A 24,392-nucleotide genomic window follows, 5' to 3' on the forward strand; every position below is an offset into this window, starting at 1 on the left:
TCCAAAGTGCAACGAGCGGATAGTGGTGTATTGATTTTAAATAACAGGATTTAAACCAATAATGAAATTACCATGAAGAAATTATTACTGCCGCTGCTCGTGCCTGTCATCAGTCTGCCGGCATTCGCACAACGCAGTTTGCAAAAGCTATGGGAATCAGATTCCGTTAGCGTGAAAGGCCCTGAATCCGCCCTGTTTGATCCAAAGTCCCGGACGCTTTATATTTCCAGTATGGGGACAGGTAGTGTAGTGATCATGGGCCTCGATGGAAAGATCATCAATAAGGAATGGATCGGTGGCCTTCGTTCCAACATGGGTTCCGCATTGTATAAAGATCGCTTTTATACCACGGACCCAACCGGCGTTGCCGTTATTGATGCAGCAAAAGCCAGTGTCATAAAACGCATATCCATCGACAGCATCGGCAGGCTCAATGATGTAGCGGTGGATAACAAGGGCGTCGTATATGTAAGCGATACTAAAAATGGCAAAGTATACCGCATTGACGATGACAAAGCAACGCTATACCTGGAAAACATGCCGGGTGCAAACGGCCTGTTAACAGTGGATGAGGATCTGTATGTAATTACTACCAGTGCGGTACATAAAGTGGATGCTAAAAAGGAGATTACCAAAATCGCCGATGGATTTGAAAATGGCCTGGATGGCATTGTGATGCTTAGCCCCGGTGAATTTATCATCAGCAACTATACAGGCATCCTGTACCACCTGGCAGCCGATGGCACCAAAAGCGTGTTGCTGGATACACGGGCCGATCACTTGATGGCCAATGACATCAGTTATGACAGCAAAACCAAGACGCTCTATGTGCCGGTATTTAACAGGAACCGCATTATCGCTTATCAAGTAAAATAACTCCACCATGAAAAGGATATTCTTATTTACACCAGCCGTAGCGCAGGCAGGGATACTATTGCTCAATGAAATGCCTCCGCAGGCGGATTTAAAAGATGAAGAGATTGCGGCCGTCCTAAGTTATGTTAGGATTAGCTTCGGCAACAGGGCCAGTGCGGTGAGTGCTTTGCAGAAAAAGGTTCGTGCAGCAAAATAGCCTGTAGTGAAATACTTAAAATTATCGGGATGAAAAATTTTAAAATAGGTGTGCTGATGATTGGGCTGACCATTAACCTGTTTACCTCCGGGTGCAGCAAGGCGCAGCGAAGCAGCACTGATCTTATGGGCAAGCATGTGCTGATTGTGTACCTGACGCGTACGAAGAATACCGAAGCGGTTGCCCGGATGATACAAAAGCAGGTCGGTGGTACACTCGTCGCCCTGGAGCTGGTCAATCCTTACCCACAGGACTATAAAGAGCAGGTGGCGCAGGTAGTGCGCGAAAACGAAAGCGGTTTTCTGCCGCCACTGAAAACAAAGATCGATAGCCTGGCAAAATATGATGTGGTGTTTGTCGGTTTTCCAACCTGGGATATGAAGATGCCACCTCCGATGAAGAGTTTCCTGCATGCCTATGATCTTTCCGGCAAAACAGTGGTTCCCTTTAATACCAATGCGGGTTACGGCGTGGGCAGTGGATTTGATTCGGTGAAAGCACTATGCCCCAAGAGCACCGTATTAACAGGTTTTTCCACCCAGGGTGGCAAAGAGCGTGAGGGCATCATGCTGGCCATTAAAGATGGGCAGGCTGACGAAACAGCCAAGGCCGTTACGAAGTGGCTACGGGAAATTGGATTTCTTAAATAGACATTTTCAATCAATACAGATCCGCGGCGGCAAAGCATTAGCGGGGCAACGCCGCTAACGTTGTGTTTAACGGGTAACTTATATACCGCTACCCGGAACGCCCATTTCCAGGGGCGTTTTTACACGGTTAATTGCATTTAAAAACAAAGAGTTGCTTTTTGGCAGCTCTTTTATGCATATATGGGTGCTGGATCTTTCAATACACTGTTCTCAATAAAAATTTGTCAAAACCATAGAATGCAACGGGTGATGCCCAGGCGTGCCGCCGCCGGCGATCAAAAACAGAAAGGGGGGCTATATCGAATGATAAGTTTGCGTTGTTCAAATTCCTTTTTGTATCAGTATTTTAGATGCCCATTTCCAAATCTTTGCTTTCCCCCCCGGTTTGACAATCAATGTGAAATGCGTTTGCCTGGCTAATTACATCTTTCAAAGCCTGCAGCAATGGAATTTCTTTCATACGCTGAATCGCAACGGTATTAAAAACCGTGATTGCTGGGTTTTCCTTACGAATGACAACCTGGCTTTTGTCAATACCGGTAGAAAAAGTTGTCTCCATGTGATAAACGGCATCAAATCCTAATTCCGCAGAAATATATTTGGCTGATATCATTGATTCAAACTTTCTGGGATTTTTAATATGCTTGCCTGCTTCCAAGTTGAATGTGTCTATCAGTTCAATGAAGGCCTGCTTTTTATCTTCAAACATACCTTGATTTTTAGCCTTCATGAAATTGGAAAAAGGTGCCAGTGTGAGGTCTAGTATACGCGCCCCGGTTAACTCAGCCAGATAGATTTTTCCATATCCTACTGATTTCATTTCCTCAGCGAAAAGCTTATCGAAACGCTCTGTGTCAACACCCCATGTGTCACCGGCCGCATAATCCCGGTGTTTATTCAGAAACGCACTACGCCTTTTAAAAAGGCACCTTTCCCGTGAATAGTGCAGCGCTAATCCCAAATCGTTCGTGAAATTCGCCCCAGCACCCCAGCCAACTCGATGGCTCATTCGATTCATGTCAAGCCTAAAGCTATCTCCTATGTATTCGTCTGTGCCGTGATACCAATTAATATTTTGGCTAAAAGCCAGACCCTGATTATACTTCATATTTCAGGAATTAATTCATGCTACAGTACCGGCCAATTCATCAAGTGCATCGCTCGTAATAGATGACTGCTGGTTCAGTGATAAATGGACACACTATTGCCGTGAGCATAAAATTTGTTGGAAGAGCGCAAACCATAAGCGACTGCTGTACTCTGTATGAAAATAATCAAGCCTTTCTGTGTTACAATCAATAAGCAATGAAATATACTGATTTGTAATACTTTGTTACCTACATACAACCTTTCAACAGTGAAATACTGATCTTCTTTGTTACAGCGCGGCGTGCTATACGAACCTATGGAAAATCAGTTAACCTTTCTTGCGTCAGTTATTGATGAAGTACCTCAATGCTTATCCATCCTAAAATCGCGCTAAGCCCTGCTAGAGTAGTGGCTCAGCGATTTGATTACATCGGTTGAATTGATCACCTTTGAATCATGCTGGTAGTAATTAAATAACCTCAATTTAACTGCATGACAAAGACCAATAATTTTAACACCGGTAACATATTGCGCGACCTTCATCTGCAATGTCTTTTTCACCCGATGGAATTCTGTGACCGGGTATGCGCAGCGCTTGCTTGGGACAGACGGCGATACTTTGATAGGTGCAGCCAGGCTGCTACCTTCAAAGATGCGGAAATAAGCATATTTGTAAAAGAACAGTTGTATACCATCAACATTAGGTTAGACACGCTCAACACAATCGTACTTCCGAACAGCTAAAAGAATTCATTTATGTCAAACGACAGTAAATTTAGGATTGGTCGATCTAAAGAAGCTTGGTTGGAAGATTTAATAGAATACTACGAGTTTTACGATGTTGATGAAATGAATGATGAACTATGGATCATCTTTGAAATGATCATTGAATCCAAATCATTCCGGCAATTGGATGAAACGGATCAATGCAATTATATCTTCCGGTTGCGCCTCTTGGGCCGTATGCAGAAGGCTGCATGGGAGGTATATGGCGAAGATATAAGCAAATCAATCAAAAAAAATCGCGGTTAAATGTCTTAGTTTCCTTATGCCTGCGTGGGTAACTCAAACCCTGAGTGGTGATCGGCCTGCCGACGATTGGAAAGCTCCTGAAAAGTCCCGGCAGCGCCGCGCCACACTGATAAGCATATGTAAAATCATCTATCAATAAGAAGTTGATAAAGGAAGCTGCCATACAATTTGGCGGTGGTATAGGATGAAGTAAGGGCACCCTTCCGGGTGCTCTTTTATTATTGTACATACCGTTTTATTACAAATCATTACAAGTCATTTCCAGTTTATGCCTCGCGTTATTATACCGCTTATTTTCGTTTATGAAGGCCGAAAGCCACAGCGAGGCTGGCGTTAAAGCATGTGTAACATGCTTTGGTAACTTCCACAAACTGGTGAATGCATGATTACGCAGGAAGAAAAAATAGTAATGCGCGCTGTAGCGCTATGTCACAAACCTTTACTAAAGCCGGAAGAGGCACTTATTTACACCAACCTGGAGCGAACACAACTAGCAAAGCGCTGTGAGGAAGCGCATGTTTACAAAAATGCTGCAGGCTATTATGAACGGGAGCAGTTAGACGCCATGATGCGTGGCCAGACACTTCCCTTATCCATTCAGGCTAAGCCTACCCACGGCAAGAGCGTCAAGTTCTAATCCATGGACATAAAGGAAATCAATTCGACACTGGCCATTACAGATTTTTTGGCCCAACTAGGCATCATGCCTGAAAAACAGATTGGTAGAGCAGCTAAATACATATCACCGATTCGTACGCCGGAATCGACACCCTCTTTTACAGTAGACATCATAAAAAATGAGTGGTATGATCACGGGGAAGGCCGCGGCGGTAATTTATTTGACCTGGCCAAGGAGCTGCATCCTTCTAAGACCAACAGGGAAGTGTTGCAAATGTTAAACCGATTGACAGGCCAATCGGCTCTGAACATCTCCCCGGAGGCAAGTGCGCTGCAGCTTCGCATCACCGCCGCAAAGCAAAACCCGGAATCGAAAGATAACGCCATACAAGTGACAGGCTACACGAGGCTTTCCACGCCGGCGCTCCTGGACTATGTTAAAGAAAGAAGAATCAACGAGGACGTTGCAAAGCGGTTAATGAAGCAGGTCTATTACCAATACAAAGGAAAAACCTATTTTGCTGTGGGTTTTCAGAATGACCAGGGAGGGTTTGCCCTCCGCAATAAATACGTCAAACTGGCAAGTATGCCCAATGGGGTTACGTTCATTGACAATGGTAAAACCTCCCTTACCGTGTTTGAGGGCTTTTTCAGCTATGCGTCTATGGAAACGTTGCGCCCGTACCTGCGTTTGCCGGAAACAAATATCCTGGTATTAAACTCCCTGTCCTTTTTAAAAGTAAACCGGCCGCTAATGGAGCGGCACTATAAAGTGTTTGCCTGCCTGGACAATGATGAAGCGGGTAATACTGCAACGGCCTTGCTCAAAAGTTGGAATAACGGCAAATTTTGGGACGCCCGTAAATACTACGCCAGCGGGAAAGATCTAAATGCCTGGCTTATCGAAAACCTGGATAAGTTAATGCTGCAGCGCACAAAGCTCTCATTAACGCAGCTGGTAAGAACTAACCAAGGCAACCAGATAGGGCAAAACAAGTCGAAGGACCGGGGCCCCTACAACCGGGGCAATGAGTTTTAAAAAATGTCTGGCAATAGATCTCACAAATAAAATCCGAACTGTATACAGGTGTTTCTGTCGAGTACGCGCACCAAAAAAGCCCACAATTTTGTGGGCTTTTACTATGATAATTTATAAGCTATTAATTGCTTAAGTTATAATGTCGAATTAAGTGCCTTCATCAGCGCAGCGGCCTGCTCGGGCGTCTTAATAATCTTATGCAATGAAGAGCCGTTCTGCGTCGCACTGGCAGGTTTAATACCGGTGTCGCCCAGCGCCTTGGCCCTGGCTTTATAGTCTGCGATCTTTTTTGCTAAGCTTTCTTTCATGATTCAAATTTACTTTAATTTTTGTGAAAAGTCAACTATACTGCCCGCCGCGTTTCTAACCTTGAAAGTAAAATAATTAAACATCAAGGCTGGAACGTGTCCTTTTTCAATCGGTGACATGGAAGGAATTACGTCATCGAAATCAAAGGGGTTTTCATATTGATGTTTCCCGAACCGGCTAATTCTTACATAATATTTCAATCCCCGCATTTCAAAGAATTCATTCAGGTAATTGAAATTGCGCTGGAGCATCCGGTAGTAATAATAAGCACGTAGATTGTTTGAGCCGTCAATGCCCAGGTATTGATCCGGATGATCAGACAAATAGGCCAATCCGGCTAACAGTATTGACGAAAAGGTTTTTGAATAATCTTTATGTGTTATTTCTACCATATCATCGATCTGGTTGCGTGCGTTTAATGGCCCAAAAGCCAGGTTATACACAGATTCCAGAAGCGCATGAGGCTCAGAGCTGATCTCTATACGTAATGGCAAAGAAGAGCCGTCCTGCAGCTCACTGGTAAACATACTGATACGCAGATCATCACTAAGGGGTTGTATATCGTAGGTATTGTCAAAATCAATCTGAACACGTGTCGCCATGGCTGTTAACTGGAGATTTAAAAGTGCTGCAAATGTTGTTTGTTATTTTCCGGAAAATGCCCGGCAATGCATCCAAGGAGGGCAGTAAAGCAATCGTTTTCGACTGATCTTTGGGCCGGTAGCGTTTATAGGTATTATCCACCTGTTTTGTGGATGTTAAACCCATTAAATACGCTATAGTAGCGTTATCTACGCGCGCATCCTGCAATAGAATGGAAAAGCTAAGTCTTGCGCAGGACCAGGTATATACTTTGTCAATGGTAGTACCTGCCAGCCATTCCTTTAATACAGCGTTACTGCCGTCAATAGTAGGTAGCGCAAACACCTTATCTGTTTGTTTATAACGACCACCACGGGCTTTACGTTGGGTTTCCAAAATACCTAAAGCTACTTGGTGCATGGTGATAACAACCGGTCTGCCAGTCTTTGCCTGAATGATCCGCTTTTTGGTCAGTTGAGCATCTTCAATATCCGACCAGGTGAGCACACTTACATCGCAGAAACGTAGTGCAGTATAGCAGGAAAAGATAAAGGCATTCGACACCTCTGCATTACGGCAGGGTGTCTGCAGTAATACCAGGTAATCTTCAACCTCTACGATGTTTTTAAGCCTCGTACTGGGATTTCTTTTGGCAGCCACTTTTTCTGTAGGATCATCCAGGAAATAACCTTCTTTGGTAGCAGCAGCCACTGCCCATTTGAACCGCGCAAAATAATTTTGTGGTGTCTCACCAGTAAGAGAATCCAGTAGGTAGCGCCTAAATCGTTTGCAGAAATCTTCGGTAATATCTATGGGGGCGATAAAATCCGAAGCCACAAACTTTTTAAACTTTTCAAAACAACAAACCAGGTGGCGGTTTTCTTCACGCCTGTGCAGCCGCACATATTCGGCAAAGTACTCCATGAAGTTTGTTTTGAATTTGTGCTGTGGTATAAAGCCGGTGCCAATAGCCTGTTGCTCCAAGGTTGCCTGGGACTTTTTAACATCAATCAATGCGGCCGCTTCGCGGTTGTGCGTTTTTTCAAGCTGGTTCTTGGGCTTAACATAAGTAAATACACCCATGGCAGGGCGCTGACCAGGCTCACGGCCCAGGTCATAGTACCATAGGTATTTGTTTCCCTTCCGGTTCAGTCGTTTTCCTATTTCCATGATACAATTGTTTTGCTGGTGAAGAAATAAGAAGAACTGATAGCGGCAAGATGTAGGTGAAAGAAGTTCGCCATAGTGGTGACTTTTAGACTTAATAGCATAGCGGCCTGCAGGGGTAGTGGTTGCAGGTCTATCGTCTTTGCATGAAAGCAACTTTCCTCTCTGGTAGCTTTACTCTGATGGGAGGCTGGTAATGCATGCCGCAATCTACATACCAAATGGCTGTACATGATTGAGGAAAACACATCTGTTGGTGAAAGCGAAAAGATGTGAAAATAAACGGCTGAAACTTTTTTTCTGTGTGACAGCCTGTGTGTCAAATTGTGTGTCAAGAAACGTGCGGGGACGATAATTTCTGACAAATGGCGTTCCTGTTGTAGGCGCCAAGATTCCTGTACTTCCCAATTTACCCTGTGTGACATAGTGTGTGTCATTTATGTGTCGTAAAAGGTGGGAAAAGGCGTAAAAAAGCGTGAATTTCCATCAAAGCTCAAAAACAAAAAAGGCTGTAAGTCAACGACTTACAGCCTTTATAATAACTCTAGCAGTGCCCAGAACAGGAATCGAACCTGCACTCCCTTGCGAGAACCAGATTTTGAGTCTAGCGCGTCTACCAGTTCCGCCATCTGGGCTTCCGGTTTACCTGGCCAAAGGCCTTGCAAACGGGTTGCAATATTAGGATTTCATTTTTATTGCGCCAAAATACAGGCTGTATATTTTGAATTTATTTACAGCAACTCTTCTTAGGCAGGAATATCTTCCGCAGTACCCGGAAAAATCGGTTCAGCCAGTTCATACTTCGTTTTTTAAAATGCACAGGCAGTTTTTCTGCTGCCGTTCGCTTAACTTGTCTGGCAAATTTACGCAGATGCCGCTGATTGGTCTTATTAAAGAAGGAAAAGTTCCGGCTGATAACCGGGTAGCCCTAACGCCCGATCAATGTAAATGGTTGATTAAACATATACCCGGACTGCATATCATAGCCGAACCGGCCCCTAACCGCTGTTTCAGCGACGACGAATATGCAGCAGCCGGCGTCACTGTTTCCGGGGATATCAGCGCCTGCGACCTGTTGCTGGGCATTAAAGAAGTTCCTGCCACACAACTGCTGACCGGAAAAAAATACCTTTTCTTCTCCCATACCCGGAAAAAACAGGAGGCCAACCGCGCATTGATGCAAGCCATGGTGCGCAAAAATATTACGCTGATTGATTACGAATGCCTGGAGCACGATGATGGCCAGCGTATCATCGGTTTCGGCTTTTTTGCCGGCATCGTAGGTGCACACAATGGTATAATGGCCTATGGCAAAAGAACGGGCCTGTTTAACCTCGATTTTGTTTTCAGGCACCATGATTACCGCGAGCTGATACATACCTATTTTGGTCTTAAACTGCCCAATATCAAGATTGCCGTTACCGGCAGCGGGCGCGTAGCCAATGGCATTGTTGAAATCATGAACCTGATGGATGTGCAGGAGGTGGAACCCGGTGAATACCTGCAACGCAATTTCAACTACCCGGTGTATGTGCACCTGAAAGGACAGGATTTGTACATACACAGGCAAACAGGCACTTACCAGCGTGATGATTTTCACGCCAACCCTGCCGCTTATGATTGTCTTTTCAAACAATACTGCACACATACCGATATACTGATGAATGGCATTTACTGGGATACCAGCATGCCGCGTTTGTTTGAATGGGAGGATATGCGCGCGCCGGATTTCCGCATCAAAACCATTGCAGACATTACAGATGATAAGGGTGGAAGCATACCCTGCAACCTGGGCGACGCGATAATTGGCGATCCTGTGTATGGAGTAAATGTGCAGCAGCGCATGAAGGCAGCTCCTTATGGTGATGATGTGATTGATGTAATGGCTGTAGGTAACCTGCCCAATGAACTGCCCCGCGATGCCAGCCGTTATTTTGGAGAGCAACTCATGAAGTACATTTTGCCCGATTTGCTGCAAGGCAGCAGTGCTGTCATTGACCGCGCTACTATTTTATCAGGCGGAAAGCTGACGCCGCAATTTGAATACCTGGCAGATTATGCAGCCGTGTGATAGATGAATGAATATCAAATTAATGTATATCTTTATTTGCTGGTGAGTTGAAATTTTGTGCATAGTTTAAATGTTTATTGAAAATGGCTATTCAATTACTGGATCCCCAGAATGCTAGATCTTTTAACCAGGGATTCAGGGCAAAAAGGTTTGCCTTCTTTAAATCCCTGCTGCCATTAGGTGAGGGAAAAACGATAAGGATACTGGATGTAGGTGGTACTGAAAGTTATTGGGAACGCATGGGATTTACAACAGAACAAAATGTGCACATCACTTTATTAAATCTGGAGACGGCGCCGGTTCGCTACAGCAATTTCTCCAGTGTTAAAGGGAATGCCTGCAATATGTCTGAATATGAAGACGGCCATTTTGATATTGTTTTTTCCAATTCTGTTATTGAACACTTGTTCACCTGGGAAAATCAGCAAAAAATGGCTGAAGAGATAAGGCGGGTGGGTAAGTGTTATTATGTACAAACTCCCAATTATTATTTCCCGCTTGAGCCGCATTGGTTTTTTCCCTTTTTTCAATTTTTGCCTTTTAGATTAAGGGTTTGGCTGACCCAAAGGTTTAACCTGGGGCACTATCCCAAATCTATTACCCGTGAGGCTGCGATAAAACGGGTAGAGGAAGTGAAATTGCTTACTGAGGCTCAAATGAAAGTGTTGTTTCCCGATGGAAAGGTATACCGGGAAAAGCTGTTTGGGTTAACCAAATCTGTTACATTGTATAGCTTCCCCACTAAGTAACATTGCTTAACTTACAGGTACAAATAAAAAGCCTGCAGTGCTGCAACAAATGCCGGTGTGTACTGGTTTGCTGCATCTTTAATCACCAGGGTATCTGTTATAACCGGTTGCGCTGTTTTTCCCAGCAATAACATGCTCCTGAAATTCCCGTGTTTGGTTGTTTGCTGTACCGCTGTTTCACGGTGCAGGTAAAAGCCTTGTGTTGTTGCAGCAGTAATGGTTTCGGCACTGCGGTGCCAGGGCAGTAATAGCCATAACAATCCATTTGCGGTAAGCAGTTGATGGGCATGCTGCAATAACGCTTCTATACGCAATGCTTCACTATGCAGTGCCAGGTTGCGTTTATTATCCTGGCTTTTTAAATCATTCTCAAAGAATGGCGGGTTAGAGATGATGAGCTCATATGCCTGCGCAGCTTTGTATTGCTGCAGCGGTGTATGAAATACCTGTAAACGTTGCGGCCAGGGCGATGCAGCGAAGTTTTCGCCGGCCTGTTCAAATGCACCATCATCAATTTCTACGGCATCGATATGCGCGTCAGCATTTAGCTGTGCATATTGAAGCGACAGCAAGCCGGTGCCGGTACCAATGTCCAGTACGCGGGTAACAGCAGCGCCACCGGGTAATACCAGAGGGCTCAGGGCACCAAACAGGCAGGCATCTGTGCATACTTTCATGGCGCATTTATCCTGGTGTACGGTAAACTGTTTAAACCTGAAATAGCTATTGGGCATGCTGCAAAAATAGAGAAAGCCGGCTTAGTGCCGGCTTTCTGTTGTTATAGCAATTGGCTTGTGTTTATTTGTCAAGCGTAAACGCTGCGGTAGCATACTCCTGGTTCAGCCTGGCGATATTGCTTACTGAAATGCCTTTGGGGCAGGTGGCCTCACACGCGTTGGTATTGGTACATGCGCCAAAACCTTCTTTGTCCATCTGCGCTACCATGTCGAGCACGCGTGATTTGCGTTCAGGTGCACCTTGTGGCAACAAGGCCAGGTGTGATACTTTGGCAGACAGGAACAACATTGCTGAGCTGTTTTTACAAGCCGCTACGCACGCACCGCAACCAATACAGGCGGCAGCAGCAAATGCTTCGTCTGCTTTGGCTTTTTCAACGGGGATGGCGTTGGCGTCAACTGCGTTACCGGTATTTACCGAGATATAACCACCGGCTTGTATAATGCGGTCAAATGCTGCGCGGTCGGTCACCAGGTCTTTGATAACCGGGAAAGCCTTGGCACGCCAGGGTTCTACCACAATGGTGTCGCCATCTTTAAAGGCGCGCATGTGCAGCTGGCAGGTAGTATTCTGCTGCCAGGGGCCATGTGGCTTGCCGTCGATGTACATGGAACATGCACCGCAGATACCTTCACGACAATCGTGATCGAATGCTACGGGATCTTTTCCTTCACTGATCAAACGCTCATTCAATATGTCAAACATTTCCAGGAACGACATCTCTGAAGAAATGTTGGGCAGCTGGTATGTTTCAAAATGTCCTTTTTCCTGGCTGTTTTGTTGTCTCCACACCTTCAGGGTGAGGTTCATATTATAGTGTTCCATCTACTTAGTTTGTTTGATTGTTCAATTGTTAGCATTGTTAGACTGCTAACTTTATATCGGTATATTTTATCAAACGATTAATGGCTTCAGGTAATTGCTGCAATGCTGTAAAAATATACTGGTACTGTTCCTGCTCTATCAGGTTTCTAACCTTTGCCTTCTCATTCCAGTCCAGGCTTTCTTTCACAGAACCACTGCTATACCTGTAAAACTTTATCTTATCCTTTTTAAAATATCTTCCAAAGCCTTCTGCAATGTTTGCCGAAATGGAATCTGCTGCTCTTATAAACTGTACGCCTACCGTATGCTGCGCAATCCCATTCCAGTTCACTACTACGTCCCAAACATAATTGCTCAGATGAAAAGCTTTTTTATAAGCATCTATATCATTTAGCTGCAGGTATTTTTCAGTCATGGTTAGTTTTTTGAAAAAATAAGCAATCCTTTATACCTGCAACCTTAAAATATAGCCATCTAACAATGCAACCGTTCAACCATCCGGCTTATTTATAGTTACGCTGTGTTGGTTTAATCACTTCGTAATTGAGTTCTTCTTTGTTCAGCTGCCATTCGTGTTCGGCTTTGTATTGCCATGCAGCAACGTACATGAAGTTGGCATCGTCGCGCAGTGCTTCACCATCCGGTGTCTGGTACTCTTCGCGGAAGTGACCGCCACAGCTTTCATTGCGGTGCAGTGCGTCGATACACATTAACTCACCCAGCTCAATAAAGTCGGCAACGCGGCCTGCTTTGTCCAGCTCGGGGTTAAACTCATTGGCGCTGCCGGGGATTTTTACATCGCTCCAGAACTCTTTTTTCAGCTGGCGGATTTCTTCGATCGCTTCTGTTAAGCCCTGCGCGGTACGTCCCATGCCGCATTTCTCCCACATAATTTTGCCCAGCTTTTTATGCAGGCTCTCAACGGTTTGTTTACCCTTGATGTTCATGAGTGTATTGATGCGGTCGCTTACACTTTTCTCAGCCTCAGCAAATGCCGGGTGATCGGTAGAAAGCGGTTTGTTGTAAATCTCGTCGGCCAGGAAATTGCCCAGTGTGTAAGGAATTACAAAGTAACCGTCAGCCAGGCCCTGCATCAGTGCAGATGCACCCAGGCGGTTGGCGCCGTGGTCGCTGAAGTTGGCTTCACCCAGGCAATATAAGCCGGGTACGCTGGTCATCAGTTCATAATCCACCCACAATCCACCCATGGTGTAGTGCACCGCAGGGTAAATGCGCATGGGTACTTCGTATGGGTTTTCACCGGTAATTTTGTCGTACATGTCAAACAGGTTACCATACTTCTCTTTCACCACATCCAGTCCAAACTGGCGGATCTGTTCTGCAGAAGGATGATCGATACCATGTTTGCCTGCTTCAATTTTACCATAGCGTTCAATGGCTTCAGCATAATCGAGGTAAACGGCCTGTTTGGAAGTACCTACGCCATAACCTGCGTCACATCTTTCTTTGGCTGCCCTTGATGCCACGTCGCGTGGTACCAGGTTACCGAAAGCAGGGTAGCGGCGTTCCAGGTAATAATCCCTTTCATCTTCGGGGATATCGCTGGGTTTGCGTGTGTCGTTCTGTTTTTTGGGAACCCAGATACGACCATCGTTACGCAGCGATTCACTCATCAGGGTAAGCTTGCTCTGGTAGTCACCGGAAACAGGGATACAGGTGGGGTGAATCTGTGTGTAACAGGGGTTGGCGAAATGAGCGCCTTTTTTATGCGCTTTCCATGCGGCAGTTACGTTGCTGCCCATGGCGTTGGTGCTTAAGTAGAATACGTTGCCGTAGCCGCCGCTGCACAACAATACTGCGTGGCCGAAATGGCGTTCCAGTGAACCATCAATGAGGTTACGGGCAATAATGCCGCGTGTTTTACCTTCAACGGTTACCACTTCCAGCATTTCGTGGCGGGTATACATTTTTACATTACCCAGTGCTATCTGGCGTTCCAGGGCCTGGTAAGCGCCGATCAGCAGCTGCTGGCCTGTTTGACCTGCAGCATAAAACGTACGCTGTACCTGTGTACCGCCGAATGAACGGTTGCTCAGCAATCCGCCATATTCGCGTGCAAAGGGAACACCCTGTGCCACACACTGGTCAATAATGCTGGTACTTACTTCAGCCAGGCGGTGTACGTTGGATTCGCGTGCACGGTAGTCACCACCTTTAATGGTATCGTAAAACAAACGGAAAACAGAATCGCCATCGTTCTGGTAGTTTTTGGCGGCGTTGATACCACCTTGTGCAGCGATGGAGTGCGCGCGGCGCGGACTATCCTGGAAGCAAAAAACTTTTACTTTATAACCCAGTTCGCCCAGTGATGCAGCTGCCGATGCCCCGGCTAATCCTGAACCAATGATCAGCACTTCCAGTTTGCGTTTGTTGGAGGGGTTAACCAGTTTGCAGTGACCCTTGTACTCGGTCCATTTCTGCTCAAGCGGTCCGGCAGGAATTTTAGCATCTAACATAACCAATGATTTATTCTGATTAGAAGATTTTGTTCTTTAATTGCGGGCCTGATATAGCCCTTTGTCCTATCTGTTATTAGTTAACCCAGTGGAAATAAAAGCTCAGCGGCATCATGGCAAAAGCCAGCGGAACGATGATAGAAAATGCCAGTCCGAGACCGTTGATCAGTTGTATATAACGTTTGTTGTGTACACCAACTGTTTTAAATGCGCTGAGAAAGCCATGCGCCAGGTGGTAAGCCAGGGAAATGCAACCCAGGACATACACGATAGATACCCAGCCTTCTGTAAATACATTCTGCATTAAACCGTACAGGTTGTGTACCAGTATACCATTGCCCAGGTCTATTTCCTGCATTTCGGAAAAGCGGGAAGGAATCCAGAAGTGTACCAGGTGCACGCACAGGAAAAGCAGAATAATGGTGCCCAGTAAGCCCATGCTGCGGCTGTACCAGCGGCTGCCACGGTTGCCATAATTTACCGCGTAGGCGGTACCTCTTTTGCTGCGGTTGCTGGCTTCCAGTACAAGGCCCTGGATGATGTGCAGTAACAGAAATACAAACAGGCCCACCTCTAATATGCGGGGCACAACTGTTGCGCCCATAAAGTGCGCGGCCCTGTTAAACATTGCGCCGTGATCCATTGCCCAGATACAGGCATTAAGACCAACGTGTACAATTAAAAAAAGAATCAGGAATATGCCGGTCAATCCCATGGTGATTTTCCTGCCTACAGAAGAAGCAAACACTTGTTTCCAGGTCATAAAACGTGAGTTTTTGAAGAAATTTCGCTGCAAATGTATGGCACGATCATCAGTTTCCGGAGCTTAAAAAATATATTTTCAAAAACTTTTGATAGTTCTGGATAAATAACAAGTTGGTAAACAAGTATTCGCTTGGTTAATGTAGTATATATAACAACCAATTTGCCTCCAACCGCTTTTTTGAACATTTGTTCCTGCCATTTTGCTACCTGTACAATGCTTGCTGTTTAAACAATGTTGTGCTGTGTAACGGTTACCTTATTAGGGCGGTATAAGCCCTTCATGCCGTTCACCACTTTCAGCGCTGTTTTGTGTTTACCTTATATTATATTTGTCTATGCGTAAATTACTCAGCATATTATGGAACAGCTTCCGCATGGCCCTGCAAGAGCTGAAAGTAAACAAACTGCGTACCTTCCTGTCTCTTTTTGGTATTACCATCGGCATTTTCTGCATTATTGGTGTACTGGCCACGGTGCATAGCCTCGAAAGCAAAGTGCAGAGCGATGTGCAATCCCTCGGATCCAACTCTATATATATAGATAAATGGGAGTACTCGGGCGGACCGGATTATCCCTGGTGGAAATTTGTGAACCGGCCTGTTCCCAAATACGATGAAGTAAAAATGATCCGCGAAAAAAGCGGGCTCGCTGAATATATCTGTTACTTCAATTCTGTAAACACCAATGTGCAGGCAGGCAATAGCCAGCTTAATAATGTAAGCATAGACGGTGTTTCAGAAGAATTCAATAAAATTCAAACCATCGATATCGGTTATGGCCGCTACCTCAACGAAAGCGAGTTCTTACGCGGCAACCCGGTTTGTATTATCGGTTACGAAAATGCCGACCAGCTGTTTGGTAATGCACAAAAAGCAGTTGGCCAGTCTGTAATGTTCGATAAAAAGAAGTTCGATATTATCGGTGTTATTGCCAAACAGGGCAGCTCTATGATTGGCGGGTACGATTATGATCACAGCATTATTGTGAGTTACCGCTCTTTTGCATCGATGTATAATGTAAATAGCAACAACACACAGCCCTATATCATGGTAAAGGGTAAAGACAATATACCCTCTACTGCTATGGTAGACGAGCTGGAAGGCATTATGCGGCAGATACGCAAACTGAGCCCCACCGATGAAGATAATTTTGCACTCAATGATATCAATGTTTTCAGCCAGCAGGTAAGCGGTTTTTTTGGCACCGTAAACATTGGCGGCTGGGCTATTGCAGGCTTGTCGCTTATTGTAGGCGCATTTGGTGTAGCCAATATTATGTTCGTGACTGTTCGCGAACGCACCAGCCAGATCGGTCTTAAAAAAGCCATCGGTGCAAAAAGCGGCACTATTCTCACCGAATTCCTGCTCGAAAGTGCTTTTTTGTGTATTATCGGGGGCGTTATCGGTCTTTTCCTGGTGTGGGTGCTGGCCACCATTCTCAGCGGGGTGCTGCCGTTCCCCATTGCCATTGCCGGTAATATTGTAATTCTGGCATTCACGATCTGCGTAATTCTCGGTATCTTATCAGGCATCATTCCTGCCTCTATCGCCGCTAAAATGAATCCTGTTGTCGCTATCCGTTCAAAATAGGATTTGCAGCTGGTAATAAGATCTTCATACAATAATTACCATATATATTGATAACTTGCCCCTGGTTAAGGGGCATTTTAGCAATATGACAGGATATTTTGAACAGATAGGACGCTACACGCTGCTGTTACAGCATACATTTAAACGGCCGCTCAATGCACGCATGTTCTGGAAAGAACTGCTGCGGCAATGCGTATATGCCGGCATTGATACCGTATGGATTATTGCACTGCTGGCTTCTTTCATTGGCATGGTTATTACCCTTCAAATGAGTTACCTGGTGCCGCCCGGACTGGTGCCCAAACCACTGATGGCCATGATTGCCCGCGATTTCTGTTTGCTTGAATTACTGCCTGCCGGCCTGGCTGCCGTACTCAGCGGCATTATCGGCTACCGCATGGCCTACGAGCTGGGGTATATGCAAATCAACGAACAGGTGGCTGCCCTTGAAGTAATGGGCATCAATTCCCGTAATTACCTGGTGCTGCCGCGTTTGCTGGCCTGCATGTATACCATGCCCTGCCTCATTATTGTGGCCATTACCTGTTGCATTGGGGCCGGACTGGCTTTGGCTGCATGGACGGGGTTTATGTCTGTGCAGGAGTATATACAGGGTATTACCATGAACTTTAAGCCATACAATTTAAGCGTGTGCATGGTAAAAACAACCGTTTTTTCTTTTATCATTCCTACCGTTTCCACCTGCTGCGGTTACCATGCAAGGCACGATGCACAGCAAGTAAGCATGGCCGCTGTACGTGCGGTGATGTACAATTGCGTGCTGGTAATCGGTTTTGACTACCTGATCAGCGACATCATGTTATAAAACAAGGTTACACCACTTATCTTTGCAGCGTGAAAAAGAATACCGCTATACTCGCCATCGAATCGTCGTGCGACGAAACAAGTGCCGCTTTATGCGTGGATGGTGCCATACTCAGTAATTATATCGCCAACCAAACCGTGCACGAGAAATACGGTGGGGTAGTGCCTGAGCTGGCCAGCCGCGCGCATATGCAGAACATTGTACCGGTGGTTGACCTGGCGTTGAAACAGGCAGGCATTGTAATGAATGAGATTGATGCCATCGCCTTTACACAGGCACCCGGTTTAATCGGCAGCCTGCTGGTAGGGGCGCAGTTTGCCAAATCACTGGCGCTGGCGCTGAACAAACCGCTTATTGCCGTGCACCATATGCAGGCGCATGTGCTGGCGAATTTAATTGGCGACCCGGCACCCACTTTTCCTTTTTTATGTTTAACGGTAAGCGGCGGGCATACACAAATTGTGCTGGCCAAATCACCGCTTGAGCTGGAAGTAATTGGCGAAACCATTGATGATGCAGCAGGAGAGGCGTTTGATAAATCGGCCAAACTGCTGGGCCTGCCTTATCCCGGTGGTCCGTTGATTGACCGCTATGCCAAAGAGGGCGACCCTGCCCGTTTTGGTTTTGCCGAGCCGCAGATACCCGAACTGAATTTCAGTTTCAGCGGTCTGAAAACATCGGTGCTGTATTTTTTACAGGCCGAAACAAAAAAAGATCCGCAGTTTATTGAAAATAACCTGAAAGATTTATGTGCCTCCATCCAGGCAACCATCATCCGCATTTTAATGAAAAAGTTGAAAAAAGCCGCACAGCAAACCGGTGTAAAGCAGGTATGTATTGCCGGTGGCGTAAGCGCTAACAGCGGGCTGCGCAGCGCTTTGCAGGAATATGGCAAAAAATTCGGCTGGCAGGTTTTTATCCCAGCTTTTGAATATTGCACCGATAATGCGGCCATGATTGCCATTACTGCCTACCATAAATACCAGGCCGGTTTATTCAGCGGGTTGGAAGTTAGTCCTGCCGCCCGCGCCGAATGGTAACCTTTTGGCATTTCAATTGTTGTTTAAACCCAAAAAACAGATACATGAAGCGTAATTATCTACTCACCGGCCTCTGCGCCCTGCTGCTTTGCGCATTTGCCGCCTGCTCAACCGTGAAAGGTCTTACCAATGCTGATAAAAAAGGCTTTACCGGCACCTGGACTTTAAGCAACATTTCGTTCGATGGCATACCTGCCAATACCAAGTTCAAGGCCACCGTGTTTGACGATGTATCTTATACCTGCCTCAGCAACAGTACCTGGACGCTTCCCGGCAACGGCAATGGATCATACAGCGTAAGCTCGTCAGATGCCGAGTGTAACCCCGGTGTGCGTAATATTGTATGGTCTGTAGAAAAAGCAGGCAATGTTTCCTACTTCCAGTTTAAACATGCAGAAGGCGGTGTAAAACCCAAAAACATTACCACCGGCTACCGCATGGAAGTAAGCGCTGTTACTGCTACCACCTTAACCTTGCGTTCGCCCATTAACTTCGAAGGCAATACCGTGTACATTATCTACAACTTTGTGAAATAGCAGGCCGCAAGCGGCCCGAAAAAAGGCAGCCCGCCGGGCTGCCTTTTTTATTGTTTGATGGTTACATGGCTGAATGGTTATTTTCAAACAATAAAACCATGTAACAATTAATGCCGCTTAAAATACTGCACATCCCGCTCGTGCTTTTTTGCAGCATCGAGTGAATCGAATGTGCCCAGGTTTTTACGTTTATTTGTTCTCGGATCTTTTTTGCGTGAATACAGGCGGTATTCGCCTGATTTAAGTTTGCGTATCATAGGTAGTGTTTTACAGAACCTTTTCAATAGTTGTGCCTTAAATCATTAAATGGTTCAATGGTTATATGGTTCAATGGCTGCAAAACAATCCGGCCATCAAACAAATCAAACAATCAATCCATCACCCAGATGAATAACGAATCAATCATAATAGGTGCAGGAGCAGCAGGCTTGCTTTGTGCGCTGGAACTGGCCAGGGCAGGAAAAAAAGTAACGGTACTGGAAGCCAACGGCACACCGGGCGGCAGAATGCATACCCTGCACGGTCATGGCTTTACTCAACCCGTTGAAGCCGGTGCGGAATTTATACACGGCGATTTGCCCGTAACCCTGGGTTTGGTAAAAGAAGCTGGTTTGGCTATTGAACGCGCCGGCGGCCAGATGATACAGCTGGATAAGGGCAAACTGATGCCGCGCAGCGAGGGGGAAAGTGATTGGGATGAGATGATGGAGAAAATGCAGTCCATCACCGGTGATATGCCTTTTGCCGCGTTTCTGCAGCAGTTTTTTGCCGGTGACGAATACACTGCCCTGCGCAAACAGGCTACCCGTTTTGCACAGGGATTTGACCTGGCAGACATTAACCGCGTAAGCACCAAAGCGCTTGCCCGCGAATGGGCCGATGAAGACGATGGGCACCAGCATCGCATTCCCGCCGGCTACAGCGCACTGGCAGTATACCTGCAACAACAGGCCGAACAACTGGGTGTGGTGTTTCACTTTAACACGGTTGCACAAACCATTACCTGGCAACCGGGCAAGGTAGCTGTACAAACAACGGATGGCGTGGTATACGAAGCTGCACAAACCGTAATCACCATTCCTGTTTCGCTGCTCAGCACAGGTGCCGCAGGCACACGGGCAGGCGCTGTGCAGTTTCAGCCGGCACTAAACCAGTACCATGCGGCGGCGGCAGACGTTGGCTATGGCAGTGTAATTAAGATATTGCTGCAATTCAGCGAAGCCTTTTGGCTGAATATCATCAGCAGGCCCGGCTTCTTTTTAACGCCTTACCAGGTGCCCACCTGGTGGACGCAGGGCGACGCCGCCATGCCGCTGCTCACCGGCTGGCTCAACGGAAGCCAGGCAGGGGAGCTGTTACAGGCTACCAATGAACAGCTGCTCACAATAGCACTCGATTCCCTCTCAGGCGCCTTTGCCATCAACCGCGGGCAACTGCAGCAACGGTTAACTGCCTGGCATGTTGCCAACTGGCACACTCATCCCTTTGCGGCAGGGGCTTACAGCTACGACACCCCCGAAACGGCACAGGCCCGCAACCTGCTGTGCACACCCGTGGCCAATACCATTTATTTTGCCGGGGAGGCCCTGTACCGGGGAAATGTGCCCGGAACCGTGGAAGCAGCTTTTGAAAGTGCCAGAATAACCGCCAAACAATGCCTGCTTTCAACAATCTAAAACGTATCTTTGCGGCTCGAAAAATAAGGAGCAACGCATGATCAGTGTTAAAAACGTTACCCTGGCCTATGGTAAACGCGTTTTGTTTGATGAAGTAAACATCAATTTTGTAAAAGGGAATTGTTACGGTGTTATCGGTGCAAACGGTGCCGGTAAATCTACCTTCCTGAAAATCATCAGTGGTGAAATTGAACCCAACAAAGGTTCGGTTGACATTACGCCGGGCGAACGTATGTCGTTCCTCCGCCAGAACCAGTTTGAATTTGACGAAAGCACTGTATTGAATACCGTGCTCATGGGCCACAAAAAAATGTGGGAAGTGATGCATGAAAGGGAAACCATTTATGCCAAAGCCGATTTCAGCGAAGAAGATGGTATGCGTGCCGCTGAACTGGAAGGCGAGTTTGGTGAAATGGGCGGCTACGAAGCAGAAAGCAATGCGGGCAGCTTCCTCAGCGGCCTGGGTGTAGGTGAAGAATTTCACCAGTCACTCATGAAAGACATTCCCAGTAACATGAAAGTGCGTGTGCTGCTGGCACAGGCCCTGTTTGGCAACCCCGACATCCTGCTGCTCGATGAGCCCACCAACGGTCTCGATATTGAAACCATCGGCTGGCTCGAAAACTTCCTCGCAGATTACGAAAACATTGTACTGGTAGTAAGCCATGACCGTCACTTTCTCGATGCCGTGTGTACACACGTGGCCGACGTGGACAGGGCGAAAATCAAGGTGTTCACCGGTAACTATACCTTCTGGTACGAGAGCTCGCAGCTGATGAGCCGCCAGCTGTCTGACAAGAACAAGAAAATGGAAGAAAAGCGCCAGGCTTTGATCGACTTCATCGCCCGATTCAGCGCTAATGCCTCCAAATCAAAACAGGCTACTTCACGTAAAAAAGCCCTCGAAAAATTAACCATCGAAGAAATTGAACCCAGTAACAGGCGTTACCCGGGTATCATTTTCCAGCCATTGCGTGAGGTGGGTAACCAGATTCTGAACGTAGAAAACCTGAAAGCTTCTGTTGATGGCCGTCCGCTGTTCGATAAAGTAAACTTCAGCATCAATAAAAATGAGAAAGTGGCCTTCCTCAGCCGTGACCCGCTGGCGGTAACTGCTTTCTTTGAAATCATCAACGGTAACCAGCAGGCCGAAGGCGGTAAATTTGAGTGGGGTACTACCATTACCAAAGCGTACCTGCCGGTAGAAAACAGTGAATTCTTTACGGAAGGGCTGAACCTGATTGACTGGCTGCGCCAGTTTGTTCCGCCGCATGTAACCGATGCGGATGAGCCATTCCTGCGCGGCTTTTTGGGCAAGATGTTGTTTAGCGGTGATGATATCATGAAAAAAACAAACGTACTGAGCGGTGGTGAAAAAGTACGTTGCATGATCAGCCGCATGATGTTGCAGAACCCCAACCTGGTTGTGCTTGACCAGCCAACCAACCACCTCGATCTCGAAAGCATCCAGAGCTTTAACGAAGGTTGTAACAGCTTCCCCGGTATTGTGCTGTTAACCTCGCATGACCATACCTTTATTCAAACCGTGGCCAACCGTGTTATTGAGTTAACACCCAAAGGCATTATCGACAGGCTCATGACCTTCGATGAATACATGGAAGATGCAAGGGTAAAACAGTTAAGAGAAGAATTATACGCCTAGTATTAAAATAGCAACCGTCCCGGCTTAACCGGGACGGTTTTGTTTGTATACCCATTCCTTCCTTCAAAAGCTTTTACAATAGCTGAATTGATCGCGTTTAATTTCGCAATTTTCATTTACTTGCAGCCAACCGGAATTTAACCTGCTTATCCATAACAGCGGTTGCCTTATTTTTGAACGCGAATGACAGATTCATCACCCGAAGTAGCCATTGTTATTTTAAATTACAACGGTAAAAAATTCCTTGAGCGTTTTTTACCGCATGTGCTGGCATCCACTTACGGCAACAAACGTGTAATTGTGGCCGACAATGCCTCTGCCGATGATTCGGTGGCATTTGTACGCGCGCAGCATCCTGGTGTAGAGCTGATTTTACTTCCCGAAAATTATGGTTTTGCAGGCGGTTACAACAAAGCCCTGCAGCAGGTGCAGAGCGATTATTATGTGCTGCTGAATTCTGATGTGGAAGTAACACCGGGGTGGATTGAACCTGTGATTGAATGGCTGCAGCTGCACCCGCAATATGTGGTTGGTCAGCCCAAAATACTGGCCTGGAATGAAAAAGACCATTTTGAATACGCCGGTGCAGCAGGGGGGTGGATTGACTACCTCGGTTACCCCTTTGCAAGAGGCCGCGTTTTTACTACACTGGAAGCCGATAACAACCAGTACAATAACAATGTGCCTGTATTCTGGGCATCCGGCGCAGCAATGTTTATTAAAGCAGCCGTGTACCATGAAGTAGGCGGACTGGATGAATATTTCTTTGCCCACCAGGAAGAGATAGACCTGTGCTGGCGCATACAGCTGGCTGGTTATAAAGTGGCCTGCTGCCCGGCATCGGTAGTATACCATGTAGGTGGCGGCACCCTGCCGAAAGGGCATCGCAAAACACTGCTCAACTTCCGCAACAACCTCGTAATGCTGCTGAAAAATTTGCCGGCAAACGAGCAGCGCTGGAAAATTCCGCTGCGTATAGCGCTGGACCATGTGTTTGCCCTGAAATGCATAGCAGCAGGGGATATTGAAAGTTACAAAGCCATATGGCAGGCGCACCGGGCCGTGCGCGAGTGGAAACGCACACACCGGCCCCAACAGGCAGCCGCGTTATTACCCATGGCAAAGCTGGATGGTGTGCTGCAGGCCTCGTTGGTAATTGCCTATTTTCTGAAGGGGAAAAAGCGTTTTACGGAAATTATTTCGCAGGAGAATAATACATAATTCATCCTGCACCCTTATTTTTGCACAGCAATACATAACGATATGTCAAACGATATAGAAGAAATCAAAGAGAAAGATATTCGCTACAACAGGGTAAGTTCATCACGCTTTTTGTTTTATGTTCAGGTATTCTGTATCCTGGCATTTGTATTGGGCAGCTGCGCTCAACTGTACAGAAGTCATTACCAGGGTAAACCTGATATTGAGGTACAGGGCAGCACCAAGTATGTTCCCGAGTATAAATAAATCTCAAAAAAAATTTTGTAGTAAGAATCTGCTCCCTATCTTTGCACTCCCAACGACAAAACAGCCCGGTTAAACAACTGAAGCTGAATCGCTTAAAAGCGAATAGGTTGGAGTTCTTTACTACAAAATTATAAGCGGAAGTAGCTCATTTGGTAGAGCACGACCTTGCCAAGGTCGGGGTGGCCGGTTCGAGCCCGGTCTTCCGCTCCAGAAAAGACAGTCCCGCGAAAGCGGGATTTTTTTTCGCAAGGCTGCCCTGGTGGTGGAATTGGTAGACACGCAGGACTTAAAATCCTGTTCGCCGCAAACGCGAGTGCGGGTTCAAGTCCCGCCCGGGGCACACGCAAGCAAATCACCCTCTCCGGAGGGTGTTTTTGTTTCTCATCATCACTATAGCTTTCATTCCGCTTCA

Annotated in this window: 26 protein-coding genes and 3 tRNA genes; 18 read left to right on the top strand and 11 right to left on the bottom strand. The window is 46.4% G+C overall.

Annotated elements, in window-relative coordinates; all coding sequences use genetic code 11:
* Positions 1-72: 72 nt before the first annotated feature.
* Genes DXN05_RS06995 through DXN05_RS07005 form a run of 3 tightly spaced genes read left to right on the top strand, consistent with a single transcriptional unit; the run spans position 73 to position 1,722 of the window.
* Positions 73-876, top strand: a complete 804-nt coding sequence (locus DXN05_RS06995) for an SMP-30/gluconolactonase/LRE family protein (RefSeq protein ID WP_116846536.1) — start codon at positions 73-75, stop codon at positions 874-876.
* Positions 877-883: 7 nt separating this feature from the next.
* Positions 884-1,072 (top strand): c-type cytochrome, encoded by a 189-nt coding sequence (locus DXN05_RS07000; protein ID WP_211329996.1) that lies wholly within the window; start codon positions 884-886, stop codon positions 1,070-1,072.
* 29 nt (positions 1,073-1,101) lie between these two features.
* A complete protein-coding gene (locus tag DXN05_RS07005) occupies positions 1,102-1,722 on the top strand; it encodes a flavodoxin (protein WP_211329997.1) in 621 nt (206 codons plus the stop codon).
* Positions 1,723-2,068: 346 nt separating this feature from the next.
* On the opposite strand, the gene DXN05_RS07010 is transcribed toward DXN05_RS07005, so the two are convergent.
* Positions 2,069-2,830 (bottom strand): hypothetical protein, encoded by a 762-nt coding sequence (locus DXN05_RS07010; RefSeq protein ID WP_116846537.1) that lies wholly within the window; start codon positions 2,828-2,830, stop codon positions 2,069-2,071.
* Positions 2,831-3,567: 737 nt separating this feature from the next.
* Here DXN05_RS07010 and DXN05_RS07015 point away from each other — a divergent pair.
* From DXN05_RS07015 to DXN05_RS07025, 3 genes are all read left to right on the top strand, one after another.
* Positions 3,568-3,843 carry a hypothetical protein gene (locus DXN05_RS07015; RefSeq protein ID WP_116846538.1) on the top strand — a complete coding sequence of 92 codons (276 nt, stop codon included), beginning with the start codon at positions 3,568-3,570 and terminating at the stop codon, positions 3,841-3,843.
* Between the two features lie 382 nt (positions 3,844-4,225).
* Positions 4,226-4,480, top strand: coding sequence for a hypothetical protein (locus DXN05_RS07020; protein WP_211329998.1), 255 nt, complete (start codon positions 4,226-4,228; stop codon positions 4,478-4,480).
* Positions 4,481-4,483: 3 nt separating this feature from the next.
* On the top strand, positions 4,484-5,500 hold the full coding sequence (locus DXN05_RS07025; RefSeq protein WP_116846539.1) for a toprim domain-containing protein: 1,017 nt from the start codon (positions 4,484-4,486) through the stop codon (positions 5,498-5,500).
* A gap of 134 nt (positions 5,501-5,634) precedes the next feature.
* Here DXN05_RS07025 and DXN05_RS24605 read toward each other — a convergent pair whose 3' ends face one another.
* From DXN05_RS24605 to DXN05_RS07040, 4 genes are all read right to left on the bottom strand, one after another.
* Complete coding sequence (locus DXN05_RS24605; protein WP_158559154.1) at positions 5,635-5,808, bottom strand: hypothetical protein; 174 nt, start codon at positions 5,806-5,808, stop codon at positions 5,635-5,637.
* 9 nt (positions 5,809-5,817) lie between these two features.
* Entirely contained in the window at positions 5,818-6,411 is a 594-nt protein-coding gene (locus tag DXN05_RS07030) for a DUF6934 family protein (RefSeq protein ID WP_116846540.1), read from the bottom strand.
* Positions 6,389-7,561 carry a site-specific integrase gene (locus DXN05_RS07035; RefSeq protein ID WP_116846541.1) on the bottom strand — a complete coding sequence of 391 codons (1,173 nt, stop codon included), beginning with the start codon at positions 7,559-7,561 and terminating at the stop codon, positions 6,389-6,391. The genes DXN05_RS07030 and DXN05_RS07035 overlap by 23 nt, the downstream gene beginning before the upstream one ends.
* Before the next feature lie 548 nt (positions 7,562-8,109).
* Positions 8,110-8,193: transfer RNA gene (locus DXN05_RS07040), tRNA-Leu, on the bottom strand.
* 236 nt (positions 8,194-8,429) lie between these two features.
* Here DXN05_RS07040 and DXN05_RS07045 point away from each other — a divergent pair.
* Positions 8,430-9,629, top strand: a complete 1,200-nt coding sequence (locus DXN05_RS07045; protein WP_116847118.1) for an NAD(P)-dependent oxidoreductase — start codon at positions 8,430-8,432, stop codon at positions 9,627-9,629.
* 83 nt (positions 9,630-9,712) lie between these two features.
* Complete coding sequence (locus DXN05_RS07050; RefSeq protein ID WP_116846542.1) at positions 9,713-10,378, top strand: class I SAM-dependent methyltransferase; 666 nt, start codon at positions 9,713-9,715, stop codon at positions 10,376-10,378.
* Between the two features lie 11 nt (positions 10,379-10,389).
* Here the strand turns inward: DXN05_RS07050 and DXN05_RS07055 are convergent, their stop codons facing one another.
* The 5 genes from DXN05_RS07055 to DXN05_RS07075 form a co-directional block, all read right to left on the bottom strand.
* The gene (locus tag DXN05_RS07055) at positions 10,390-11,112 is read right to left on the bottom strand and encodes a tRNA1(Val) (adenine(37)-N6)-methyltransferase (protein WP_116846543.1); all 723 of its coding nucleotides are present in this window, start codon (positions 11,110-11,112) and stop codon (positions 10,390-10,392) included.
* A gap of 64 nt (positions 11,113-11,176) precedes the next feature.
* A complete protein-coding gene (locus DXN05_RS07060; RefSeq protein WP_116846544.1) occupies positions 11,177-11,941 on the bottom strand; it encodes a succinate dehydrogenase/fumarate reductase iron-sulfur subunit in 765 nt (254 codons plus the stop codon).
* Between the two features lie 37 nt (positions 11,942-11,978).
* Entirely contained in the window at positions 11,979-12,356 is a 378-nt protein-coding gene (locus DXN05_RS07065; protein ID WP_116846545.1) for a four helix bundle protein, read from the bottom strand.
* A gap of 88 nt (positions 12,357-12,444) precedes the next feature.
* Positions 12,445-14,418, bottom strand: coding sequence for a fumarate reductase/succinate dehydrogenase flavoprotein subunit (locus tag DXN05_RS07070; protein WP_116846546.1), 1,974 nt, complete (start codon positions 14,416-14,418; stop codon positions 12,445-12,447).
* Between the two features lie 76 nt (positions 14,419-14,494).
* A complete protein-coding gene (locus DXN05_RS07075; protein WP_116846547.1) occupies positions 14,495-15,181 on the bottom strand; it encodes a succinate dehydrogenase cytochrome b subunit in 687 nt (228 codons plus the stop codon).
* A gap of 337 nt (positions 15,182-15,518) precedes the next feature.
* On the opposite strand from DXN05_RS07075, the gene DXN05_RS07085 reads away from it, so the two are divergent.
* The 4 genes from DXN05_RS07085 (at position 15,519) to DXN05_RS07100 (ending at position 19,174) form a co-directional block, all read left to right on the top strand.
* Positions 15,519-16,772: an ABC transporter permease gene (locus tag DXN05_RS07085; RefSeq protein WP_116846549.1), complete on the top strand. Its 1,254-nt coding sequence runs from the start codon at positions 15,519-15,521 to the stop codon at positions 16,770-16,772.
* 85 nt (positions 16,773-16,857) lie between these two features.
* On the top strand, positions 16,858-17,598 hold the full coding sequence (locus DXN05_RS07090; protein WP_116846550.1) for an MlaE family ABC transporter permease: 741 nt from the start codon (positions 16,858-16,860) through the stop codon (positions 17,596-17,598).
* A 29-nt stretch (positions 17,599-17,627) separates the two neighbouring features.
* Complete coding sequence (gene tsaD / locus DXN05_RS07095) at positions 17,628-18,638, top strand: tRNA (adenosine(37)-N6)-threonylcarbamoyltransferase complex transferase subunit TsaD (RefSeq protein WP_116846551.1); 1,011 nt, start codon at positions 17,628-17,630, stop codon at positions 18,636-18,638.
* A gap of 44 nt (positions 18,639-18,682) precedes the next feature.
* Positions 18,683-19,174, top strand: a complete 492-nt coding sequence (locus tag DXN05_RS07100; RefSeq protein ID WP_158559155.1) for a lipocalin family protein — start codon at positions 18,683-18,685, stop codon at positions 19,172-19,174.
* Positions 19,175-19,281: 107 nt separating this feature from the next.
* Here the strand turns inward: DXN05_RS07100 and DXN05_RS07105 are convergent, their stop codons facing one another.
* Positions 19,282-19,431 (bottom strand): hypothetical protein, encoded by a 150-nt coding sequence (locus tag DXN05_RS07105; RefSeq protein WP_116846553.1) that lies wholly within the window; start codon positions 19,429-19,431, stop codon positions 19,282-19,284.
* A 129-nt stretch (positions 19,432-19,560) separates the two neighbouring features.
* Here DXN05_RS07105 and DXN05_RS07110 point away from each other — a divergent pair, with 129 nt between their 5' ends.
* From DXN05_RS07110 to DXN05_RS07135, 6 genes are all read left to right on the top strand, one after another.
* Entirely contained in the window at positions 19,561-20,850 is a 1,290-nt protein-coding gene (locus DXN05_RS07110) for a flavin monoamine oxidase family protein (protein ID WP_158559156.1), read from the top strand.
* A gap of 37 nt (positions 20,851-20,887) precedes the next feature.
* Positions 20,888-22,513 carry an ABC-F family ATP-binding cassette domain-containing protein gene (locus tag DXN05_RS07115; protein ID WP_116846555.1) on the top strand — a complete coding sequence of 542 codons (1,626 nt, stop codon included), beginning with the start codon at positions 20,888-20,890 and terminating at the stop codon, positions 22,511-22,513.
* A gap of 183 nt (positions 22,514-22,696) precedes the next feature.
* Positions 22,697-23,734 carry a glycosyltransferase family 2 protein gene (locus DXN05_RS07120; protein ID WP_116846556.1) on the top strand — a complete coding sequence of 346 codons (1,038 nt, stop codon included), beginning with the start codon at positions 22,697-22,699 and terminating at the stop codon, positions 23,732-23,734.
* Between the two features lie 42 nt (positions 23,735-23,776).
* Positions 23,777-23,980 carry a hypothetical protein gene (locus DXN05_RS07125; RefSeq protein ID WP_116846557.1) on the top strand — a complete coding sequence of 68 codons (204 nt, stop codon included), beginning with the start codon at positions 23,777-23,779 and terminating at the stop codon, positions 23,978-23,980.
* 134 nt (positions 23,981-24,114) lie between these two features.
* Positions 24,115-24,190, top strand: a tRNA-Gly gene (locus DXN05_RS07130).
* A gap of 43 nt (positions 24,191-24,233) precedes the next feature.
* Positions 24,234-24,320, top strand: a tRNA-Leu gene (locus DXN05_RS07135).
* Positions 24,321-24,392: the final 72 nt, after the last annotated feature.

It is taken from the genome of Deminuibacter soli (assembly GCF_003412455.1).
Lineage (GTDB): Bacteria > Bacteroidota > Bacteroidia > Chitinophagales > Chitinophagaceae > Deminuibacter > Deminuibacter soli.